The sequence below is a fragment of the Pseudomonas sp. Rh2 genome, assembly GCF_040762985.1.
GTDB classification, from domain to species: Bacteria; Pseudomonadota; Gammaproteobacteria; order Pseudomonadales; family Pseudomonadaceae; genus Aquipseudomonas; species Aquipseudomonas taiwanensis.
The window spans coordinates 695,712-714,370 of the sequence record NZ_CP142890.1 but is presented as its reverse complement, the minus strand read 5'-3'; the positions used below and the strand labels follow the sequence as shown (position 1 = coordinate 714,370).

General features: G+C 62.6%; 20 protein-coding genes. 11 read left to right on the top strand and 9 right to left on the bottom strand.

The annotated features are described in order from the left end of the window. Positions 1 to 94 precede the first annotated feature (94 nt). Positions 95 to 838 carry a LytTR family DNA-binding domain-containing protein gene (locus tag VXM67_RS03230; protein ID WP_023378122.1) on the bottom strand — a complete coding sequence of 248 codons (744 nt, stop codon included), beginning with the start codon at positions 836 to 838 and terminating at the stop codon, positions 95 to 97. Between the two features lie 310 nt (positions 839 to 1,148). On the opposite strand from VXM67_RS03230, the gene argH reads away from it, so the two are divergent. Continuing rightward, positions 1,149 to 2,543 (top strand): argininosuccinate lyase, encoded by a 1,395-nt coding sequence (gene argH / locus VXM67_RS03225; protein WP_023378121.1) that lies wholly within the window; start codon positions 1,149 to 1,151, stop codon positions 2,541 to 2,543. Positions 2,544 to 2,618: 75 nt separating this feature from the next. Here the strand turns inward: argH and VXM67_RS03220 are convergent, their stop codons facing one another. Then, positions 2,619 to 3,281, bottom strand: coding sequence for a glutathione S-transferase (locus tag VXM67_RS03220; protein ID WP_023378120.1), 663 nt, complete (start codon positions 3,279 to 3,281; stop codon positions 2,619 to 2,621). A 112-nt stretch (positions 3,282 to 3,393) separates the two neighbouring features. Between VXM67_RS03220 and VXM67_RS03215 the strand changes: the two genes are divergently transcribed. The 3 genes from VXM67_RS03215 to VXM67_RS03205 all read left to right on the top strand — a co-directional run bounded on the left by VXM67_RS03215 (position 3,394) and on the right by VXM67_RS03205 (position 7,020). After that, positions 3,394 to 3,696: a hypothetical protein gene (locus VXM67_RS03215; RefSeq protein WP_023378119.1), complete on the top strand. Its 303-nt coding sequence runs from the start codon at positions 3,394 to 3,396 to the stop codon at positions 3,694 to 3,696. Between the two features lie 69 nt (positions 3,697 to 3,765). Continuing rightward, positions 3,766 to 4,011, top strand: a complete 246-nt coding sequence (locus VXM67_RS03210) for a TIGR02647 family protein (RefSeq protein WP_023378117.1) — start codon at positions 3,766 to 3,768, stop codon at positions 4,009 to 4,011. Positions 4,012 to 4,155: 144 nt separating this feature from the next. Next, the gene (locus tag VXM67_RS03205; protein WP_027907883.1) at positions 4,156 to 7,020 is read left to right on the top strand and encodes a class I adenylate cyclase; all 2,865 of its coding nucleotides are present in this window, start codon (positions 4,156 to 4,158) and stop codon (positions 7,018 to 7,020) included. A 16-nt stretch (positions 7,021 to 7,036) separates the two neighbouring features. On the opposite strand, the gene rnk is transcribed toward VXM67_RS03205, so the two are convergent. From rnk to cyaY, 3 genes are all read right to left on the bottom strand, one after another. Beyond that, the gene (gene rnk, locus VXM67_RS03200; protein WP_023378114.1) at positions 7,037 to 7,447 is read right to left on the bottom strand and encodes a nucleoside diphosphate kinase regulator; all 411 of its coding nucleotides are present in this window, start codon (positions 7,445 to 7,447) and stop codon (positions 7,037 to 7,039) included. A gap of 147 nt (positions 7,448 to 7,594) precedes the next feature. After that, positions 7,595 to 7,816 (bottom strand): DUF1289 domain-containing protein, encoded by a 222-nt coding sequence (locus VXM67_RS03195; RefSeq protein WP_023378112.1) that lies wholly within the window; start codon positions 7,814 to 7,816, stop codon positions 7,595 to 7,597. Position 7,817: 1 nt separating this feature from the next. Further along, the gene (gene cyaY / locus VXM67_RS03190) at positions 7,818 to 8,150 is read right to left on the bottom strand and encodes an iron donor protein CyaY (protein ID WP_023378111.1); all 333 of its coding nucleotides are present in this window, start codon (positions 8,148 to 8,150) and stop codon (positions 7,818 to 7,820) included. Between the two features lie 257 nt (positions 8,151 to 8,407). On the opposite strand from cyaY, the gene VXM67_RS03185 reads away from it, so the two are divergent. From VXM67_RS03185 to VXM67_RS03160, 6 genes are read left to right on the top strand one after another with little or no spacing between them, the layout of a single operon-like run. Next, positions 8,408 to 8,620: a lipoprotein gene (locus VXM67_RS03185; RefSeq protein WP_023378110.1), complete on the top strand. Its 213-nt coding sequence runs from the start codon at positions 8,408 to 8,410 to the stop codon at positions 8,618 to 8,620. Positions 8,621 to 8,629: 9 nt separating this feature from the next. Next, entirely contained in the window at positions 8,630 to 9,877 is a 1,248-nt protein-coding gene (lysA, locus tag VXM67_RS03180) for a diaminopimelate decarboxylase (protein ID WP_023378109.1), read from the top strand. 4 nt (positions 9,878 to 9,881) lie between these two features. Beyond that, positions 9,882 to 10,712 (top strand): diaminopimelate epimerase, encoded by an 831-nt coding sequence (gene dapF / locus VXM67_RS03175; RefSeq protein WP_023378108.1) that lies wholly within the window; start codon positions 9,882 to 9,884, stop codon positions 10,710 to 10,712. A gap of 13 nt (positions 10,713 to 10,725) precedes the next feature. After that, a complete protein-coding gene (locus VXM67_RS03170; protein ID WP_027907881.1) occupies positions 10,726 to 11,436 on the top strand; it encodes a DUF484 family protein in 711 nt (236 codons plus the stop codon). Further along, the gene (xerC, locus tag VXM67_RS03165) at positions 11,436 to 12,335 is read left to right on the top strand and encodes a tyrosine recombinase XerC (RefSeq protein ID WP_202675803.1); all 900 of its coding nucleotides are present in this window, start codon (positions 11,436 to 11,438) and stop codon (positions 12,333 to 12,335) included. The genes VXM67_RS03170 and xerC overlap by 1 nt, the downstream gene beginning before the upstream one ends. After that, positions 12,332 to 13,027: an HAD family hydrolase gene (locus tag VXM67_RS03160; protein WP_023378105.1), complete on the top strand. Its 696-nt coding sequence runs from the start codon at positions 12,332 to 12,334 to the stop codon at positions 13,025 to 13,027. Before xerC ends, VXM67_RS03160 begins: the two co-directional genes overlap by 4 nt. A 78-nt stretch (positions 13,028 to 13,105) precedes the next feature. Here VXM67_RS03160 and sutA read toward each other — a convergent pair whose 3' ends face one another. The 3 genes from sutA to glnK all read right to left on the bottom strand — a co-directional run bounded on the left by sutA (position 13,106) and on the right by glnK (position 15,588). Continuing rightward, entirely contained in the window at positions 13,106 to 13,438 is a 333-nt protein-coding gene (gene sutA, locus VXM67_RS03155; RefSeq protein WP_023378104.1) for a transcriptional regulator SutA, read from the bottom strand. A 432-nt stretch (positions 13,439 to 13,870) separates the two neighbouring features. After that, positions 13,871 to 15,202: an ammonium transporter gene (locus VXM67_RS03150; protein WP_023378103.1), complete on the bottom strand. Its 1,332-nt coding sequence runs from the start codon at positions 15,200 to 15,202 to the stop codon at positions 13,871 to 13,873. A 47-nt stretch (positions 15,203 to 15,249) separates the two neighbouring features. Beyond that, on the bottom strand, positions 15,250 to 15,588 hold the full coding sequence (glnK, locus tag VXM67_RS03145; protein ID WP_002555808.1) for a P-II family nitrogen regulator: 339 nt from the start codon (positions 15,586 to 15,588) through the stop codon (positions 15,250 to 15,252). 468 nt (positions 15,589 to 16,056) lie between these two features. On the opposite strand from glnK, the gene VXM67_RS03140 reads away from it, so the two are divergent. Further along, entirely contained in the window at positions 16,057 to 16,320 is a 264-nt protein-coding gene (locus tag VXM67_RS03140; protein WP_023378102.1) for an accessory factor UbiK family protein, read from the top strand. 27 nt (positions 16,321 to 16,347) lie between these two features. On the opposite strand, the gene VXM67_RS03135 is transcribed toward VXM67_RS03140, so the two are convergent. Next, positions 16,348 to 18,372, bottom strand: coding sequence for a DUF4034 domain-containing protein (locus tag VXM67_RS03135; protein ID WP_023378101.1), 2,025 nt, complete (start codon positions 18,370 to 18,372; stop codon positions 16,348 to 16,350). Between the last annotated feature and the right edge of the window lie 287 nt (positions 18,373 to 18,659).

Genomic DNA, 18,659 nt, shown 5'->3' with positions numbered 1-18,659 from the left:
CGGGTCAATCGCTCGTCTGGCGCGGCCTGTTGCGGGGCTATCGTCGGCAAGCCGGCTTGGGCGTGGTCGCAGCCGACTTGCCGACGAGACGCGCTTAGAGCGTCTGCATCATCTTGCGCACGCCAGCGACATGGCGGCGGCTGACTGTCAGGGCATCGCCTTCCAGCCCCTTGAGAAACAGCTGGAAGTGCCCTAGCGGCGTGCGTTGCAAGCGCTCGATACGCTCGCGGGCGACCAGCGCGTTGCGGTGAATGCGTACGAACCGCTCGCCGAATTCGTCCTCGAGTGCCTTGAGGGGCTCGTCGAGCAGCACCTCGCCTGCTTCATGACGCAAGGTGACGTACTTGTGGTCGGCAATGAAGTAGATGACCTGGGGTAAAGGGATCAGCTCGATGCCCTTGCGGGTTCGCGCACTGATATGGCTGCGCGGGCCGCCCCCTTCGCTGCCCGGTCGGGTAAGCGCTGCCAACTGGGCGCGGTTGGGCTTTTCGGCCTTGCGCAGCGCCTCGCGCAGCGCCTGGGGCTGAATCGGTTTGGTCACATGGCTGAGCGCGCTGCCCTTGAACGCCTCGCTACCGTATTCATCGTCGCCGGTGCTGAACACCACCGACGGCGGAGCCTCGCGCTCGCACAGGCGGGCGGCCACCTGCAAGCCGTCAAGGCCTGGCATGCCGATGTCCAGCAGGACCACGTCGGGCTTGAGGCTTTCGATCAGGGCCAAGGCCTCCTCGCCGTTGGTGGCGCTGGGCTCCAGCACGGTGTAACCCTCCAGTTCGCCAAGCAGCCGTGTTAGGCGTTCGCGGGCCTGGGGTTCGTCATCAACGATCAGGACATTCATAATTGCGCTGGATTCCTGAGTGAGTCTCGCACAGGTATAGCGTAGACAGGTATGGTTCGAGCGACACTGCGGTCACGCTCTAGACCGGTGCGATGGCCAAAGATTCACTAGGCCGGCATATTCGTTGCCAGTCCTCTGTCCAACTGTAGACGGTCCGTGGAACACTGCCGTTCAATCGTCAAATATCGCTGGCCTCCCCGCCTGCGGGTATTTTCTCGATATTTCTCTCGACCGGCGTCCTACGGCGGCCAGCCCAACCCTGTTATCATCGGCGCCACTTTTTTCGTTCACGCCTTCAATGAGTGAATCCATGAGCACCGACAAGACCAATCAGTCCTGGGGCGGCCGCTTCAGTGAGCCCGTCGACGCCTTCGTCGCCCGTTTCACCGCCTCGGTCGATTTCGACAAGCGCCTGTACCGCCACGACATCATGGGTTCGATCGCCCACGCCACCATGCTGGCGCAGGTCGGCGTCCTCACCGATGCCGAGCGCGATGCCATCGTCGATGGCCTGAAAACCATCCAGGCTGAAATCGAGGCCGGCAACTTCGACTGGCGCGTCGACCTGGAAGACGTGCACATGAACATCGAAGCTCGCCTGACCGATCGTATTGGCATCACCGGCAAGAAGCTGCACACCGGCCGTAGCCGCAACGACCAGGTCGCCACCGACATTCGTCTGTGGCTGCGCGACGAGATCGACCTGATCCTGGCCGAGATCACCCGCCTGCAGCAGGGCCTGCTGGAGCAGGCCGAGCGCGAAGCCGAAACCATCATGCCCGGCTTCACTCACCTGCAGACGGCCCAGCCCGTTACCTTCGGCCACCACCTGCTGGCCTGGTTCGAAATGCTCAGCCGCGACTACGAGCGTCTGGTCGACTGCCGCAAGCGCACCAACCGCATGCCCCTGGGCAGCGCGGCGCTGGCCGGCACCACCTACCCGATCGACCGCGAACTGACCTGCAAGCTGCTGGGCTTCGAGGCCGTGGCCGGCAACTCGCTGGACGGCGTCTCGGACCGCGACTTCGCCATTGAGTTCTGCGCCGCCGCCAGCCTGGCCATGATGCACCTGTCGCGCTTCTCCGAGGAGCTGGTGCTATGGACCAGCGCCCAGTTCCAGTTCATCGACCTGCCTGATCGTTTCTGCACCGGCAGCTCGATCATGCCGCAGAAGAAGAACCCGGACGTGCCGGAACTGGTGCGCGGCAAGAGCGGCCGTGTGTTCGGCGCCCTGACCGGCCTGCTGACCCTGATGAAAGGCCAGCCGCTGGCCTACAACAAGGACAACCAGGAAGACAAAGAGCCGCTGTTCGACGCTGCCGACACCCTGCGCGACTCGCTGCGTGCCTTCGCCGACATGATCCCGGCCATCAAGCCACGCCATGCCATCATGCGCGAGGCGGCGCTGCGCGGCTTCTCCACCGCGACCGACCTGGCGGACTACCTGGTACGCCGCGGCTTGCCGTTCCGTGATTGCCACGAAATCGTGGGCCATGCCGTGAAGTACGGCGTCGACACTGGCAAGGACCTGGCCGAGATGAGCCTGGACGAACTGCGCCAGTTCAGCGACCAGATCGAACAGGACGTGTTCGCCGTGTTGACCCTGGAAGGGTCGGTGAATGCCCGTAACCACATTGGCGGCACCGCACCTGCCCAGGTGCGTGCTGCGGTGGCGCGCGGCAAGGCCCTGCTGGCTTCGCGCTAAGGCACTCGATCGCTGGCAAGCCGGCTCCTACAGTGGATGTGCGACCTGTAGAAGCCGGCTTGCCGGCGATTGCTTTCAGCGCTTACCGCTGCGCACCATCTCCCTGAACGCCGGCATCGCCGCCTCCTTGTCCGCCACGATCCGCGCCATGTGCGGGTTCTCATTCATTTGACCCAGCAACGCCTTCGCCTGCGGGAAGTCCGCCAGGAAGTCGATGCCCAGCACCTTCTTGCCCACGGCACAAGCCAGGTCCACCGAGAAGCAGAACATCAGGTCGGCGATGGTCATCTGCTCGCCCGCGACATAGGGCGCGAAACGCCCGTTGCGCTTGAGTGTGGCGAACCCCGCCAGCAGATCGGCGCGCGCACGCTCCTTGATCAATGGCTCGACCGCCATACCGAAGAACGACTCGGCATAGCAGGTACGCGCGGGCAACTCTATATACAGCTCGATTTCCTTGAGCAGCTCACGCACCTTGGCCTGGGCAAACGCATCGGCAGGCAGCAATGGCTTACCGCCCTGCGTCTGCTCGATGTAGTCCAGGATGACGCTGGTTTCGCTCAGGAAACCGTGCTCAGTCTCCAGCACCGGCACCTTGCCACGCGGGCTGATGGCCAAGGCATTGGGCAGCTGGCCGCCGAAGAACGGCACCTCTTCGAAGGGGATTTCTTTCTCCAGCAGCGCCAGCTTGACCATGTTGTAGTAGTTGCTGACCGAAAATCCATGAAGCTTGAGCATTGGTTGACAGCCTCCAGGCCGTGTGGGGTTGGCCCGGCTTTTATAGACTGAACAGCCAGGCATGACCAGCCAAGGCGTGGCAAACTGTATGCCCCACTACAGGAGTACCGCCATGAGCGAGCCCACCGACATCGACAATGACGACGAAGAAGCGTTCGCCGAAGCGACGCTGACCCAGGCTATCGAGAACCAGATCGAAAGCGGCGAGCCGCCCGCTGCCAAGGCCACGTTCAACAAGCTGACCCTGGTGGGTTACGCGCGCGAAGACATCCTCAACCTCATGGCCCATGTGCTGGCCATTGAAATCGACAACATGCTCGATGAAGACCGTCCGTTCGACGGTGAGTGGTACGAAACAGCCTTGCGCGCGTTGCCGGAGCTTCCCCCTGAGGCGTATCAAGGCGACGACGAATAAGCCGACTACACTCCAGGATCAGGCACCGCTGCCGGTGCCGCCATCCTCGTCTGGAAGTCAGGAGTCGCCATGTCCTTCACCCCCGAACTGATCGCCGAATTGGAAGTCCTCGCCCTGTTCAACCTGGACAGCCATCAGGAAGGCATCAAGGTCCACAGCAACGCGTCGCCCGCCCTTGTCGCGGCAGCCAAGCGGCTGTTCGACAAACAACTGACCGACCAGCCTGACGGCGGCTACCTGACTAGCCTGGGGCTCGATGCCGCCCAGAGTGTCCAGCAGCTGCTGACCATCCTCAAGACTGCGCAACCGGCCTGATGGCATGGGCCCCATCAGCGGCGCGCCGCTGGTGGGGGCCCACGCGCTGGCAAAATGGCGTCAAATTTTGCGCTTTTCGACTTATCCGACTGCGATACTCAGGCTAAACTCGCCGCAGCTACCCTGGCCTGCTCTGAGCGCTGAATGAACCACCCCCACGAAATCCGCCCCGACCTGGACGAAGGCATCGACCGCAAGGTGCTGGCGAAATTGCGTGCGCGGTTCCTGCAGGTCAACGAAGGCAGGCTGCAGCGCGCCAAGGACGGGCTTTCGACGCGCCAGCAACAGGTGCTGACCCTTCTGCCGCTGTTGTTTCACGTCAACCATCCGTTGCTGCCCGGTTATGTCTCCGGCAGCACACCGGCCGGTGTCTCGGGCTTCGAGCCCGATGCAGAACTGGTCGCCGAGGGCCAACGACTGGCCCGCTCGTTCTCGTACAAGACGCGCCTGGGCAACCCGCATCGGCCGATTCATGGCCTGTTCCTGATGGGGAGCCTGGGTTCCCTGGCCCAGGCCGAACAGAGCGACATGGACCTCTGGGTGTGCCATGCACCAGGCCTGAACGACCATCAGCTCCAGGAGCTGCGGCGCAAATGCCAGTTGCTCGAAACCTGGGCCGACAGCCAGGGCGCCGAAGCGCACTTCTTCCTGATCGACCCGCAAGGTTTCGCCCAGGGCCAGCGAGACAGCCAGCTCAGCTCGGACGATTGCGGTACCACCCAGCATTTTTTGCTGCTCGATGAATTTTACCGCACCGCTATCTGGTTGGCCGGACGTACGCCGCTGTGGTGGCTCGTGCCCGTGTATGAGGAACACAACTATCGCGGCTACACCGAAACCTTGTTGTCCAAGCGATTCATTCGTAGCACCGATGCCCTGGACCTGGGCAACCTGGCGCACATTCCGCCCGGTGAGTTTGTCGGCGCCGGCCTGTGGCAGCTGTTCAAGGGGATCGACTCACCCTACAAATCCTTGCTCAAGTTACTGCTGACCGAGGTCTATGCCAGTGAACACCCGAGCGGGCGCTGCCTGAGCCTGGACTACAAGCAATCTGTCTTCGCCAATCAGCTCAACCTCGATGAACTGGACCCCTACGTGATGGTGTACCGGCGAATCGAGCGTTATCTGCTGCAACGGGGAGAAACCGCCCGCCTCGAACTGGTGCGGCGCAGCCTCTACCTGAAGGTAAACAAGAAAATCAGCACACTTGACCGCTCACGCAACAGTGGCTGGCAGCGTCGGCTATTGCAGCGCCTGACCGATGAGTGGGGTTGGGACGAACGACAACTGGCCATGCTCGACAGCCGTAGCCAGTGGAAAGTGCGCCAGGTCGCCCTCGAACGCCGCGAACTGGTTGCCGAACTCAACCACAGTTACCGCTTCCTCAGCCAGTTCGCACACAACCAGAATGCCAGCAGCCGCGCTGACCAGCGCGACCTCAACGTGCTCGGCCGACGCCTGTATGCCGCCTTCGAGCGCCGGGCGGGCAAGATCGAGGTAATCAACCCCGGCATTGCCCCGGACCTGGCCGAGGACACCCTGACGCTGGTCCAGTCGCCCAATCGCAAGGAGCCTGGCAGCCACCATTGGGGCCTGTACAACGGCAATCTCGGTGTGCACGAGTGGGAACACTTCAGCCCGATCAAGCGCTGCCGCGAATTGCTCGAACTGCTGACCTGGGCCCACCGCAACGGCGTCATCGACAGCAGCACGCGCCTGGCGCTGCACCCTGGGGTCAGCGACCTGACGGAATTCGAGCTGTTCAACCTGCTGGGCAGCCTGCAGCAGAGCCTCCCCCTGCCGTTGGGCAGTGTCAGCGAGGTGCGCCTGCTGCAACCCAGCGTTGCCGATGAAATTCTGCTGCTGGTCAACGTCGGGGTCGACCCGCTGCGCCATCACCGCGACCTGAACATCCTGATGACCACCGAGCGCACCGACTCGTTGAGCTACGCCGGGGTGCGCGAGAACCTGGTGCTGACCGTTGACCAAATCACCCTCAATAGCTGGAACGAAGTGCTGGTGCAGCGTTACGACGGCGAGCATGCGCTGCTGCGTTGCCTACGCGACTTCCTCAACACACTCGGCCAGCGCAGCCATCGACCACGGGTGCGGGTGCGCTGTTTCTGCCACAACCGCGCCCAGGCCATCAGCCAGCGGGTCGAAGAGATTTTCGACACGGTGCAACTGCTGCTCGATCAAGGCCAGAACCATCGCTACCTGCTGCAAGTAGCACAGCATACGCATGCCCTGGAGTTGCAACCCGGCCAAGTCGCCCTGGTCACGCTGGACAGCCAGGAGGCCGTGCTCGATTACCTGGGCGAGGAACGCAGCGCTTACAGCCCACTGTACCTGGACGCCAATGCCCTGCAGGACCACGATCTGCCACTGGTGCTCGAGCAAGGCCGCCCCGACTGCATCCAGGTGTTCTACCGATTGTTCGATGGCTGGGCTGACCTGTATGTGCTCGACGAGTACAACGCCCTGTGGCAGCAACGCCTGCCGCTGCAGGACGAGCGTCATCTATTGCTGCCCTTGCAGCGTTTTCTGCGTTCGGTGGTGATGCGCCGTGATGCCCGCTTACCCCTGGATTACTCAAGGCAAGTTCCGCTGCAAATCCACTATGCGCAGCTGTTGCCGTCCGGGCCTGGCAAGGCACGCGGCATCGAGCCACGACCCGCACCGAACGAAGGCCTCGATCAGCCTTGCTACGAAGTCCAGGCCATTCTTCAGGCAGGCACTGACAACGACGTGCATGTCACGCTCTATTGCGACCAGTTGGAATTTTCCGAGTTGGACCACGGCGATGAGCTGTATGCCGTGGTCGCCCGACAGATTCTCGGCCAGCGTCGTAGCGCCGGGCAGTACCGGTGCTACATCACCGACCTGGACCTCTCGGAGCTGCTCGGCGACGAACTAGGGTCGACCATTCTCTACTTGCGCTACAAGCGCCAACTGGAACAGTCGCTTAACGAGGGCCTGGCACAGTTACAGGCGGCCCTGGAGCCCTGAACGGCCGCGATGACCGTCAGAGGTCGAAGTCGCCCGCAGCTTCCGGCTGGTACTCGACTGCCAGCAGCTTCAGTTTGAGGGTCTTGCCACCCGGCGCCGGCCAGTCGATCTGCTCACCCACCGACAGGCCCAACAGCGCACAGCCAATGGGCGCCAGGATCGAGACCTTGCCGTCAGCACCGGCATCCTTCGGGTACACTAGGGTCAGGTGGTAGTCCTTGCCGCTGGCCTCCTCGCGGCAATGCACGCGGGAGTTCATGGTCACCACGCCGGCTGGCACTTCCTCATGACCGACCACCTGCTCGGCGCGGTCCAGCTCGCCCTGGAGGGCGAGCACACCCGGGGTACTTTCGTCGAGGCTGTCGATCAGGCGCTCGAGACGCTGTACGTCCAATCGGGTGAGGATGAGGGAAGGCTTGGTGCTCATGATCCAGTCAGGCTCCTTGTGAACAGGCTGTTTTCATCGGACAGATAAAGCAAAACCCCGCCCAAGGGCGGGGTTTGTGGATGCTTTGGCGTCACCGACGCAGACCCCGACACTACCACAGACGGGCAAATACTCAACCCCGTGGGGTCAATGTGCCTGTGCCTGCTCGCGCAGCGCCTGGGCCTCGCGGCAGATCTGCCGGCGCCGTTCGTCGTCCGCCGAGCGCCATTCACGGATGTGCTCGACATGGCGGTGGCAGCCGGTACAAACCTTGTGCTCATCCAGTCGGCAAACGCTGATGCATGGCGACGGCACTGCGGGACTGACATTGCTGTACAGCGGCTTGGGCGGCCGCACCTGGGCGCTCATGTCAGATCTCGTCGAAGTCCAGCTTCTCGCCGGCCCGTTCCCAGACAATGCGCTCGAGCATCTCGCCGAGCAGCTCTTCGCTTTTCTCGCAGACCCACTTGCCGCTCTCTTCGTCATAATCGAAGTGGAACCCACCGGAACGGTCGGCCAGCCACAATTGGCGCAGCGGCTCCTGGCGGCTGAAGATCAGCTGGCTGCCGTTGTCGAACTTGATGGTCAGCACCCCTGCGGAATTCTCCATGTCCAAGTCCAGGTCGCTCTCGTCGAACAGGTCTTCCAGGGCCTGTTGGGTCGCGTCGACCAGATCATGGAAACGCGCTTCGCTCAAACTCATTGCAGGAACCTCGAAATTGGCTGCTTACAGGCAAGGCGGGCAAGATACGGGCGCTTGCCGTTGAATGCAAAGGTTTGCCGTGGCCTTCATTGGCCTCATCGCCGGCAAGCCGGCTCCTACAGTGCCTGCGCAAGGCGATTTCCGGCACCGGCAGCACACAAGGATAGCCCGCCCGACGGACCGGCTCTTGCATAGGCAATCCGCTGGTCGCTCGGTATACTCGGTCGCAATACTGCTTATTTCAAAGGATTTCACCCATGAAGCGCCTGATTTCCTCACTTGCGGCGCTGGTCGCTGTTGCCTGCCTCGTTTCGGCCTGCGGTCAGAAAGGCCCTCTGTACCTGCCTGAAGAAGGCAAGGACGGCAAAGGCAGCCACAAATCGCATCAGCACCAGCACGCTCAACCTGCGCCAATGCAAGAGCAGCAGCCAGAGCAGCCAATCGAGCCCGAGCAGACGCCAGAGCAGTAAGGAAATCAGATGAACGCTTTCAACTACCGCGACGGTGAACTGTTCGCGGAGGGCGTGGCCCTGTCGGCCATTGCCGAACGTTTCGGCACCCCTACCTACGTGTACTCGCGCGCCCATATCGAGGCTCAGTACCGCAGCTACACCGATGCCCTGCAAGGCGTCGAGCACCTGGTGTGCTTCGCGGTCAAGGCCAACTCCAACCTGGGCGTACTGAACGTCCTGGCGCGCCTGGGCGCGGGCTTCGACATCGTTTCCGGCGGTGAGCTGGAGCGTGTGCTGGCCGCGGGCGGCCGCGCCGATCGCGTGGTGTTCTCTGGCGTCGGCAAGACCCGCGAAGACATGCGCCGGGCACTGGAAGTCGGCGTGCACTGCTTCAACGTCGAATCCACCGACGAACTCGAACGCCTGCAAGTGGTGGCCGCCGAGATGGGCAAGGTCGCCCCGGTCTCGCTGCGGGTCAACCCGGACGTCGATGCCGGTACCCACCCGTACATCTCCACCGGCCTCAAAGAGAACAAGTTCGGCATCGCCATTGCCGATGCCGAAGCCATCTACGTGCGCGCCGCGCAGTTACCGAACCTGGAAGTGGTCGGCGTCGACTGCCATATCGGTTCGCAGCTGACCACCGTCGACCCGTTCCTCGATGCCCTCGACCGCCTGCTGGTGCTGGTCGACCGCCTTGCCGAGTGTGGTATCCACCTGCGCCATCTGGACCTGGGCGGCGGTGTTGGCGTGCGTTACCGTGACGAAGAGCCACCGCGGGTGGCCGACTACATCAAAGCCATCCGTGAGCGCGTGGGCGACCGCGACCTGGCATTGGTGTTCGAGCCGGGCCGCTACATCGTGGCCAACGCAGGTGTCCTGCTGACCCGCGTGGAATATCTCAAGCACACCGAACACAAGGACTTCGCCATCATCGATGCGGCGATGAACGACCTGATCCGCCCTGCCCTGTACCAGGCCTGGATGGGTGTCAGCGCGGTCAAGCCACGCGAGGGCAAAGGCCGGGCCTATGACCTGGTCGGGCCGATCTGCGAAACCGGCGACTTCCTGGCCAAGGACCGTGAGCTGAACCTGGCCGAGGGCGACCTGCTGGCCGTTCAGTCCGCGGGCGCCTATGGTTTCGTCATGAGCTCGAACTACAACACCCGTGGCCGTTGCGCGGAAATCCTGGTCGACGGCGATCAGGCTTTCGAAGTCCGCCGCCGCGAGACCATCGCCGAACTGTACGCTGGCGAAAGCCTGCTGCCGGAGTGAGCCCATGCTGCTGCGTTTTACCAAGATGCATGGGCTGGGCAACGACTTCATGGTCCTGGACCTGGTCAGCCAGCACGCCCACATCCAGCCTAAGCACGCCAAGCAATGGGGTGACCGCCATACCGGCATCGGTTTCGACCAGTTGCTGATCGTCGAGGCGCCGAACAATCCGGAAGTGGATTTCCGTTACCGCATCTTCAACGCTGACGGGTCCGAGGTTGAACAGTGTGGCAACGGCGCGCGCTGCTTCGCCCGCTTCGTGCTGGACAAGCGCCTGACTGCGAAGAAGCGCATCCGCGTCGAAACCAAAGGCGGGATCATCGAGCTGGACGTGCAGAACGATGGCCAGGTATGCGTCGACATGGGCCCGCCACGGTTCATCCCGGCCGAGATTCCCTTCATCGCCGAGCAACAGGCGCTGAGCTACTCGCTGGAGGTCGACGGCCGCGATTATTCGATTGCCGCCCTCTCCATGGGTAACCCCCATGCGGTGCTGCGTGTCGATGACGTACAAACGGCACCGGTGCATGAGCTGGGGCCGAAGATCGAAAATCATCCTCGCTTCCCACAACGGGTCAATGCCGGGTTCCTCCAGGTCATCGACCGTCATCGTGCCAACCTGCGAGTGTGGGAGCGCGGCGCGGGGGAAACCCAGGCCTGCGGCACCGGTGCTTGCGCTGCGGCGGTCGCTGCAATCAGTCAGGGGTGGATGGATTCTCCGGTCACCCTCGACCTGCCTGGTGGACGCCTGAACATCGAATGGGCCGGCCCCGGCAAGCCTGTGTTGATGACCGGCCCCGCCGTGCGTGTCTACGAAGGACAGGTTCGTCTCTAAACGAGTAACCGCCATGACCGAACAGCCTAACGTTGTACCCCAGCAACCCAGCGAGCTCGATGCCGAAGCGGTGGTCACGTATTTGCGCGCCCACCCGACCTTCTTCGCCGAGCACGATGAGTTGCTGATGGAGCAGCGCATTCCGCATCAGCGTGGCGACAGCGTGTCGCTGGTAGAGCGCCAGCTCAAGCTGCTGCGCGACCGCAACATCGAGATGCGCCATCGCCTGTCGCAACTGATGGACGTGGCACGGGACAACGACCGACTGTTCGACAAGACCCGTCGGCTGATCCTCGACTTGCTGGATGCCGCCAGCCTCGAAGAAGTGGTGATGGCCGTCGAAGACAGCCTGCGCCAGGAATTCCAGGTGCCCTTCGTGAGCCTGATCCTGTTCGGGGAAAACGTCGCCCCAGTCGGACGCTGGGTCAGCAATGCCGAGGCCCAGCAGGCCATTGGCGGGCTGCTGGGCGGTGGCAAGACCGTCAGCGGCAACCTGCGCGAACACGAACTGGCCTTTCTGTTCGGTGAGGAGCAGCGTCACGAAGTCGGCTCCAGCGCCGTGGCCGCCCTTGAATACCAGGGGCTGCATGGGGTCCTGGCAATCGGCAGCCGTGACCCGCAACACTACAAGAGCAGTGTCGGTACGCTGTTCCTCGGCTACATCGCTGAGGTGCTTGGCCGCGTGGTTCCCCGTGTCACCCAGACCCTGCGCCCGGTGCGCTGATGGAGCGCCAGCTGGAGGCTTATTGCGCGTACCTGCGCAACGAGCGCCAAGTGTCCGACCACACCCTGCTGGGCTATCGCCGCGACCTCGCCAAGGTCATCCAATACTGCAAGAACCAAGGCATCGCCAGCTGGAATGAACTACAGATCCAGCAGCTTCGACAGCTGATCGCACGCCTGCATCACGATGGCCAATCCTCACGCAGCCTGGCGCGCTTGCTTTCAGCGGTGCGCGGACTGTATCGCTATCTGGTCCGTGAAGGCCTGTGCCTGCACGATCCCGCCAACGGCCTGGCACCGCCCAAGACCGAGCGACGCCTGCCCAAGGTACTGGACACCGACCGCGCCCTGCAGTTGCTGGAAGGAGGCGTGGACAATGACTTCATCGCCCGCCGCGACCAGGCCATTCTCGAGCTGTTCTATTCCTCTGGCCTGCGCCTGTCCGAGCTGACCAACCTCGACCTCGGACACCTCGACCTGGCCGCCGGCCTAGTGCAAGTGCTCGGCAAGGGCGGCAAGGCGCGCGTACTGCCGGTAGGCCGCAAGGCCCGTGAGGCCTTGCAGGAATGGTATCGACTGCGCGGCATCGGCAACCCTCGCGACGGCGCGGTGTTCATCACGCGTCAAGGTAACCGCCTGAGCCCACGAGCCATCCAGATGCGGGTAAAAGCCGCTGGCGAGCGCGAGCTTGGCCAACACCTGCATCCGCACATGCTTCGCCATTCTTTCGCAAGCCATGTGCTGGAGTCGTCCCAGGACCTGCGCGCGGTGCAGGAGATGCTCGGCCATGCCGACATCAGCACCACGCAGATCTACACCCACCTGGACTTCCAGCACCTGGCCGCGGTCTACGACAGCGCCCACCCTCGGGCCAAACGCAGCACAGGCACAGACTCATGAGCATCAAGCTGATCACCTTCGACCTCGACGATACTCTGTGGGACACCGCGCCGGTGATCGCCAGCGCGGAGGTGGTCCTGCGCGATTGGCTCGAAGCCAATGCCCCAATCCTCGGCGGTGTGCCTGTAGAACACCTGTTCGCCATCCGTGAGCGGCTGGTGGCGGCCGAACCAGGCCTCAAGCACCGCATCAGCGCGTTGCGTCGGCGCGTACTGTTCCATGCCCTTGAAGAAGTCGGCTACAGCGAAAAGCACGCCCAGGAGCTGGCAAACGAAGGGTTCGAAGTGTTCCTGCACGCGCGGCACCAGGTCGAGGTTTTCCCCGAGGTGCAGCCCGTGCTGGAAATCCTGCGTCACCACTACACCCTGGGAGTGGTGACCAACGGCAATGCCGACGTGAGCCGCCTGGGGCTGGCGGACTACTTCAAGTTTGCCCTGTGCGCCGAAGACCTTGGCATCGGCAAGCCGGACCCCGCACCGTTCGTGGAAGCGCTGCGCCGTGGCGAGGTTGACGCGAGCGCGGCGGTGCATATCGGTGACCACCCAGGCGATGACATTGCCGGGGCTCAGCGTGCTGGATTGCGCGCTGTGTGGTTCAACCCGCAGGGCAAGACCTGGGCCGGAGAAAACGCACCGGATGCCGAAATTCAACGACTGTCGCAGTTGCCCGACGTGATCGCGCGCTGGCGCTGACGCTCGCCCGCGCCTTCAGGCCTGACCACGGCCCACAAAAAAGCCCGCAGCGACGGCGGGCTTTTTTGCGTCAGCCACTCAGATAGGGCGGCTGCCGTACTTGTTGTCCGGCTTCTTGGGTGGATCGGCGACCACGTTGGCCTCGACCTCTTGAACCTTGCCACCACGGGCCAGGAACTCTTCCATGGCCTTGGCCAGGGCGTCACGTTCCTTCTGCTTGGCTTCCATGCTCGGCATCTCGTCTACCGAGACAGCCGACTTGGAGGATTTGCCCTTGGCAGTGGGTGCCGGGCTGCTGTCGTCATCGCCAGCATCTTCGGCGCCATCGTCAGCCGCAGCTTCGAGGCCCTCATCACCCTCGTCTTCGTCGCCTACTTCGAGGTCATCGTTTTCCAGATCGTCGTCGCTCATGTTCTACCTCATGACTTGCGAAAAGCAGGTTAGTTATAGACCAGTGCGCAGCCGTAGACCGGCTGTCACCAGTGAAAATTCAACTGGCCGTGGGTTGGCCACTGCCCTTGTGGCACCCGCTCCTGATGGGAGGCGGTACCAAACAGACCCTACTCCTGGCAGGGACTGACAAATTCTTCCGGACCCTGCTGGCCACACGCTATTGGCAAGCCTAGCAAAGGCTGGCGAAGCGTGTGGACTGCTCGTCAAACACCCTTCGGCGCGCATTCTAGCGCGCTCGCAGAAAAAGCAAAGCACCATGAATGCCCTGCATCTTGTAAGTATTCGCCCTACGTCGCGAACGTGAACGATAAACCGTTTGCACTGCTGGAAATGACGAATTTCAGGCAAAAAAATGCCCGGCGAACCGGGCAAGTTTTTCCAGCGTCGCGGTTACAGGTTGTAGCCGCGCTCGTTGTGTTGAGCCAGGTCGAGGCCGACCGACTCTTCTTCTTCGTTGACCCGCAGGCCCATCACCACGTCCAGCACCTTGAGGATGATGTAGGTGACGATAGCGGTGTAGACCACGGTGAAGATCACGCCCTTGGCCTGAATCCAGAGCTGTGCGCCGATATCGGTGACCGCGCCGAAGCCCCCCAGGGCCGGGGCTGCGAACACACCGGTCAGCAGTGCACCGATGATGCCGCCGATACCGTGCACACCGAAAGCATCCAGCGAGTCGTCGTAGCCCAGCTTGCGCTTGAGGGTGGTGGCGCAGAAGTAGCAGACCACGCCAGCGACCAGGCCGATCACCAGTGCGCCCATCGGACCAACGGTGCCGGCGGCAGGGGTGATGGCCACCAGGCCAGCCACCACACCCGAGGCGATGCCCAGGGCGCTCGGCTTACCGTGACCAATCCATTCGGCAAACATCCAGCCCAGCGCGGCAGCGGCGGTAGCGATCTGGGTAACCAGCATGGCCATGCCGGCAGTGCCGTTGGCAGCGGCGGCGGAGCCTGCGTTGAAGCCGAACCAACCGACCCACAGCATGGCAGCACCCATCAGGGTGTAGCCCAGGTTATGCGGTGCCATCGGAGTGGTTGGGTAGCCTTTGCGCTTGCCCAACACCAGGCAGGCCACCAGACCGGCGATACCGGCGTTGATGTGCACCACGGTGCCGCCCGCGAAGTCCAGCACGCCCCAGTCCCACATCAGCGCGCCGTCACCGCTCCAGACCATGTGCGCAATCGGCGCATAGACCAGGGTGAACCAGACGCCCATGAAGATCAGCATGGCGGAGAACTTCATGCGCTCGGCGAACGCACCGACGATCAGCGCCGGGGTGATGATGGCGAAGGTCATCTGGAAGGTGATGAACACTGCCTCAGGGAACAGCGCAGCGGCCGAGGTCAGGTTGCTGGGCGTGACACCGCTCAGAAACGCCTTGGAGAAGCCGCCGACGAAGGAATTGAAGTTGAGCACGCCCTTTTCCATACCTGTGGTATCGAAGGCCATGCTGTAGCCGTAGACGACCCAGAGAATGCTCATCAGGCCGGTGATGGCGAAGCACTGCATCATCACCGAGAGCACGTTCTTGGAACGCACCATGCCACCGTAGAACAGGGCCAGGCCTGGGATGGTCATGAACAGCACCAGCGCCGTCGCGGTCAGCATCCACGCGGTGTCGCCGGAGTTCAGCACTGGGGCAGCCTCCTCTGCCAGGGCGAGACCGGGCATTACGAGGGACAATAGGGCTCCTAGCCCTGCGATCTTACGCAGAGTCATTTGTTTTCTCCTGGGGCGTTGGGTTTGGTGAGGCTTTTTTTGTCGCTTTAGATCGCGTCGGTATCGGTTTCGCCGGTACGGATACGGATCGCCTGCTCCAGATTCACAACGAAGATCTTGCCGTCGCCGATCTTGCCGGTGTTGGCGGCCTTGGTGATGGCCTCGATCACTCGATCAAGGTCCTTGTCGTCGATGGCGACATCGATCTTCACCTTGGGCAGGAAGTCGACGACATACTCGGCGCCGCGATACAGCTCGGTGTGGCCTTTCTGCCGGCCGAAGCCCTTGACCTCGGTGACGGTGATGCCCTGCACGCCGATTTCCGACAGCGACTCGCGCACGTCGTCCAGCTTGAACGGCTTGATGATGGCTGTGACTAGCTTCATGAAACTCTCTCCCGATTTGGTGGACTTGCCCCAGGAAAACAAACCCGTCTCAAGTCTAAGCGCAGCGGTTGGCTTTGTAACGCGTCGTCGGCTCGTTCTTGCAACCGACTGACGTTTCGGTTGTGACGCAAGACCTTCCGGCTCCGCGTGCGCACTGCCTGGTCACAAGGAACTGCATCAGTGCATGGCTCGCAGTGGTCTTTGCAGAAACCTTGCCAGTTCCGATAAACCGCCAAAAAACAGCGTGTTGCGTAAAACAGTCGGAATTGGCCAGTCGCCAGCACTAAAAAGATGCACAATTTCAGTGCGCGCAGCCCTCGCACACTGCGCAAAAAGCGTGCAACCCAAGCAGTTCATCCCCGCCCTCTGTTGGGTCATGCTCGGCAGCGATCGACGGCGCCCTGAAGCAGCCAAACGCCCGCGTGCTACACTCCCGCTCTTTCTCGACGATTACCGGACAAGCCGAACATGCTCGCGCCAAAAGCTTTTCTCGACGCCCTGAGCGACCAGGCCTCGCGCCTGTTCAACAGCGACACTGCCCAACCCCGCGCCGAACTGGAAAGCCAGTTCAAGGTGCTGATGCAAGGCGCTTTCAGCAAGCTGGACCTGGTCAGCCGCGACGAATTCGACAGCCAGATGGTCGTTCTGGCACGCACCCGTGCTCGCCTGGAGGCCCTGGAAAAGCAGGTCGCCGAGCTGGAAGCCCGCATGGCGCCTAACGCCCAGGAATAACCCCCGGCCAGCCCTGCTGGCCTTGCTCTACACTAAGGCGCGCGTGCGCTCGCGCCTGGCGGTCGATGCCGGAGGCGGTAACTCGTTGGGGTAAAGCGTTCCGCGAAACAGCGTTGCGCCGCAGAACGTGAGCAGTGTCCTGAACACGTTGTGCGAGTTGAGTATCGCGCTGCGGATACCTTCGACCTCCGGGTCGTCCGGCTGCAGCACGGCCGCCCTGCTTACCCACTCGATGGCGGCGAAGCGGCTTTGCTTGCGTGTGCCGTGTCCCTGCATCCAGGCCAGCCCCATGTGCGCGCAGGCACGCCCGGCGATGCAGGGATCCTCGTGCTGTACCAGTTCAAGCAAGTATCCGACGGCCTCTTCGCGCTCGACAGGTTCACCGAACTGGCGCAACAAGCTTCCCAGTTGCAGCCGCGCATGGGCATCTGTCTGCGCGTGGCCCATGGCATCGAGCAACAATCGCTTGACCGACAGCATCGCACCGCGCTCACTCAGGTCCTCATCAGCCATGCGCCGACAAGCCACCTCGTAGCTAGCCCGCGGGCTGCCCAAGGCCAGCGCACGCATCAACCAGCGCTGCGCGGCCCCGGCGTCCAGATAGCATTCCGGCGTGCCCTCCAGCCCTCCCCGATGCAGATCGTGAAGGCGCATGGCAGCGTCCGACAGCCCGCATTCGGCACATTGCTCGTCGAAGAAACGCGCGGGCTCGTACAACCGGGCTGCCCATAACAGACGCGGTACTTCCTGCATGTCGAAGCCCTGCCCTTGGCATTCCGATTGCCGGTTTACAGCGGCCTCCAACCATTCGCGGGCCTGCTCAAGGGACCGGACAAAGCCCCACAGCCCGAACTGACACCCTACAGCCCGCAGCGCACAGGCGGCCGCAAACATGCGGCTCTCGCACAGATGCTCGATGGCGATGCGCAGCGACTGCCTGTCGTCCTGCATGCCGTGCTGCACGACCAGGCAGGCGAAGGTGTAGAACGACTGCGCCCCGCCGCGCTCGAAGCAGTGGTCAGGGCTCAGGTCGACACAGGCTACGAAGTCGTCCATGGCACCGGCATGGTCACGCGACGTGTGCCAGCGCCATGTACCCCGTCGTGCCAGAAGCATGGCACGCTCCCTCGGCCTGAGTTCACGCGGCCACCAGTGGTCGAAGATACATTGCCATTGGCCGGTCTCCTGAGACTGCAGGGGGCCCGATAGCCGGAAGTCGCCTTCGAACTGCAGCGCGCGGATGGCGTTACGTTGGGCGTCCCCCCAACCTTGGCAAAACGGGCCGCTGACCAAATCTTCGAGCGCCTGCAGGCTTCCACCCCAACGGGGTAGCAGGTAGGTTGCATATGCCTCGACCGCCTCGAAGCAGCCGGCAAACCAGCGCAGAGCATGGCCCAGCCAATACTGCTGCGCACTTTCGTCCCAGCGCGCAGACCGCATGGCCAGGCAGGGTGGCAGGTACTGTGGCAGGTCGACTAAAGGTGCGAAGCCAAATCGGACCAGAAACGGTGCCGCTGCCTCCTGGATCTCCACGTCAGGGTGGGCACTGGGCCTGTAGCGTGCGGGCTTGCCATGTAGAAGCTCGTTCAGCCACCCCGGTTCACGGAAATGCGCGCTCATGTGCAGCATGCAGATGGCCGCTGCCACCGGCACGTTGGACAGCGCCATGGCCCGCAGCAGGTGCACCGCGCCGATTTCGCAGACCTGCTCGGCCGCCAGCCAACGCGCTTCGCTCACTTCGTCGGTGCCATCGCCCCCCTGTACATGGCGGGCACGATCAAGGCAGTGAAAACCCATGGCCACCCGCGGGTGATAGGCATTGGGGCAGGCCTGGATCCAGGCCTTGAGGAACTGGGTGAGAGCCTTGCCACCCTGGATGCCCGAACGGGCCTGCAGGTGCCATTCGAATGCCTCCAGATAAGCAGGACACTCACCAGGGGACGCCTGCAACCAGCGCGCTTCGAGAACGTTGAAGTAATCGTTGAGTTCAGGAAATGCATTGGCCTGCACCAGTTCGTGGATGTCCTGACGGGTGCGAGTGAGCGTTTGCACAGGGCTTTACCTTGTAAGTCCATTTTGACGAAGCCGCGTTGTCGTCCGGTGACAACGTCAGTGATCGTTGAACACTAAGCCATTGGCAAGCCCTGCGCAAAATTATTGGATCCAAAAGTTGCGGATTAAAACGCCCTGACTTTCGGAGACTCCAGGCCCACATGATGAGGCCCAGGAGGTGTCATGACGGGTCAACGCAACCCCAAAGCATTCAAGATCGAAGCGGTCAAGCAAGTAACTGAGCATAGCGAGCCCTAAGAGAGAGCCTGCTGAGCCTTGCTCATGGC

Coding starts and splice junctions, on each gene's coding strand:
- VXM67_RS03185 (WP_023378110.1), top strand. CDS start 8,408: ATGAAGCGCCTGATTTCCTCACTTGCGGCGCTGGTCGCTGTTGCCTGC.
- VXM67_RS03160 (WP_023378105.1), top strand. CDS start 12,332: ATGAGCATCAAGCTGATCACCTTCGACCTCGACGATACTCTGTGGGAC.
- VXM67_RS03220 (WP_023378120.1), bottom strand. CDS start 3,281: ATGCTCAAGCTTCATGGATTTTCGGTCAGCAACTACTACAACATGGTC.
- VXM67_RS03150 (WP_023378103.1), bottom strand. CDS start 15,202: ATGACTCTGCGTAAGATCGCAGGGCTAGGAGCCCTATTGTCCCTCGTA.
- VXM67_RS03215 (WP_023378119.1), top strand. CDS start 3,394: ATGAGCGAGCCCACCGACATCGACAATGACGACGAAGAAGCGTTCGCC.
- VXM67_RS03210 (WP_023378117.1), top strand. CDS start 3,766: ATGTCCTTCACCCCCGAACTGATCGCCGAATTGGAAGTCCTCGCCCTG.
- VXM67_RS03230 (WP_023378122.1), bottom strand. CDS start 838: ATGAATGTCCTGATCGTTGATGACGAACCCCAGGCCCGCGAACGCCTA.
- VXM67_RS03170 (WP_027907881.1), top strand. CDS start 10,726: ATGACCGAACAGCCTAACGTTGTACCCCAGCAACCCAGCGAGCTCGAT.
- lysA (WP_023378109.1), top strand. CDS start 8,630: ATGAACGCTTTCAACTACCGCGACGGTGAACTGTTCGCGGAGGGCGTG.
- cyaY (WP_023378111.1), bottom strand. CDS start 8,150: ATGAGTTTGAGCGAAGCGCGTTTCCATGATCTGGTCGACGCGACCCAA.
- sutA (WP_023378104.1), bottom strand. CDS start 13,438: ATGAGCGACGACGATCTGGAAAACGATGACCTCGAAGTAGGCGACGAA.
- VXM67_RS03140 (WP_023378102.1), top strand. CDS start 16,057: ATGCTCGCGCCAAAAGCTTTTCTCGACGCCCTGAGCGACCAGGCCTCG.
- VXM67_RS03205 (WP_027907883.1), top strand. CDS start 4,156: ATGAACCACCCCCACGAAATCCGCCCCGACCTGGACGAAGGCATCGAC.
- VXM67_RS03195 (WP_023378112.1), bottom strand. CDS start 7,816: ATGAGCGCCCAGGTGCGGCCGCCCAAGCCGCTGTACAGCAATGTCAGT.
- dapF (WP_023378108.1), top strand. CDS start 9,882: ATGCTGCTGCGTTTTACCAAGATGCATGGGCTGGGCAACGACTTCATG.
- argH (WP_023378121.1), top strand. CDS start 1,149: ATGAGCACCGACAAGACCAATCAGTCCTGGGGCGGCCGCTTCAGTGAG.
- xerC (WP_202675803.1), top strand. CDS start 11,436: ATGGAGCGCCAGCTGGAGGCTTATTGCGCGTACCTGCGCAACGAGCGC.
- rnk (WP_023378114.1), bottom strand. CDS start 7,447: ATGAGCACCAAGCCTTCCCTCATCCTCACCCGATTGGACGTACAGCGT.
- glnK (WP_002555808.1), bottom strand. CDS start 15,588: ATGAAGCTAGTCACAGCCATCATCAAGCCGTTCAAGCTGGACGACGTG.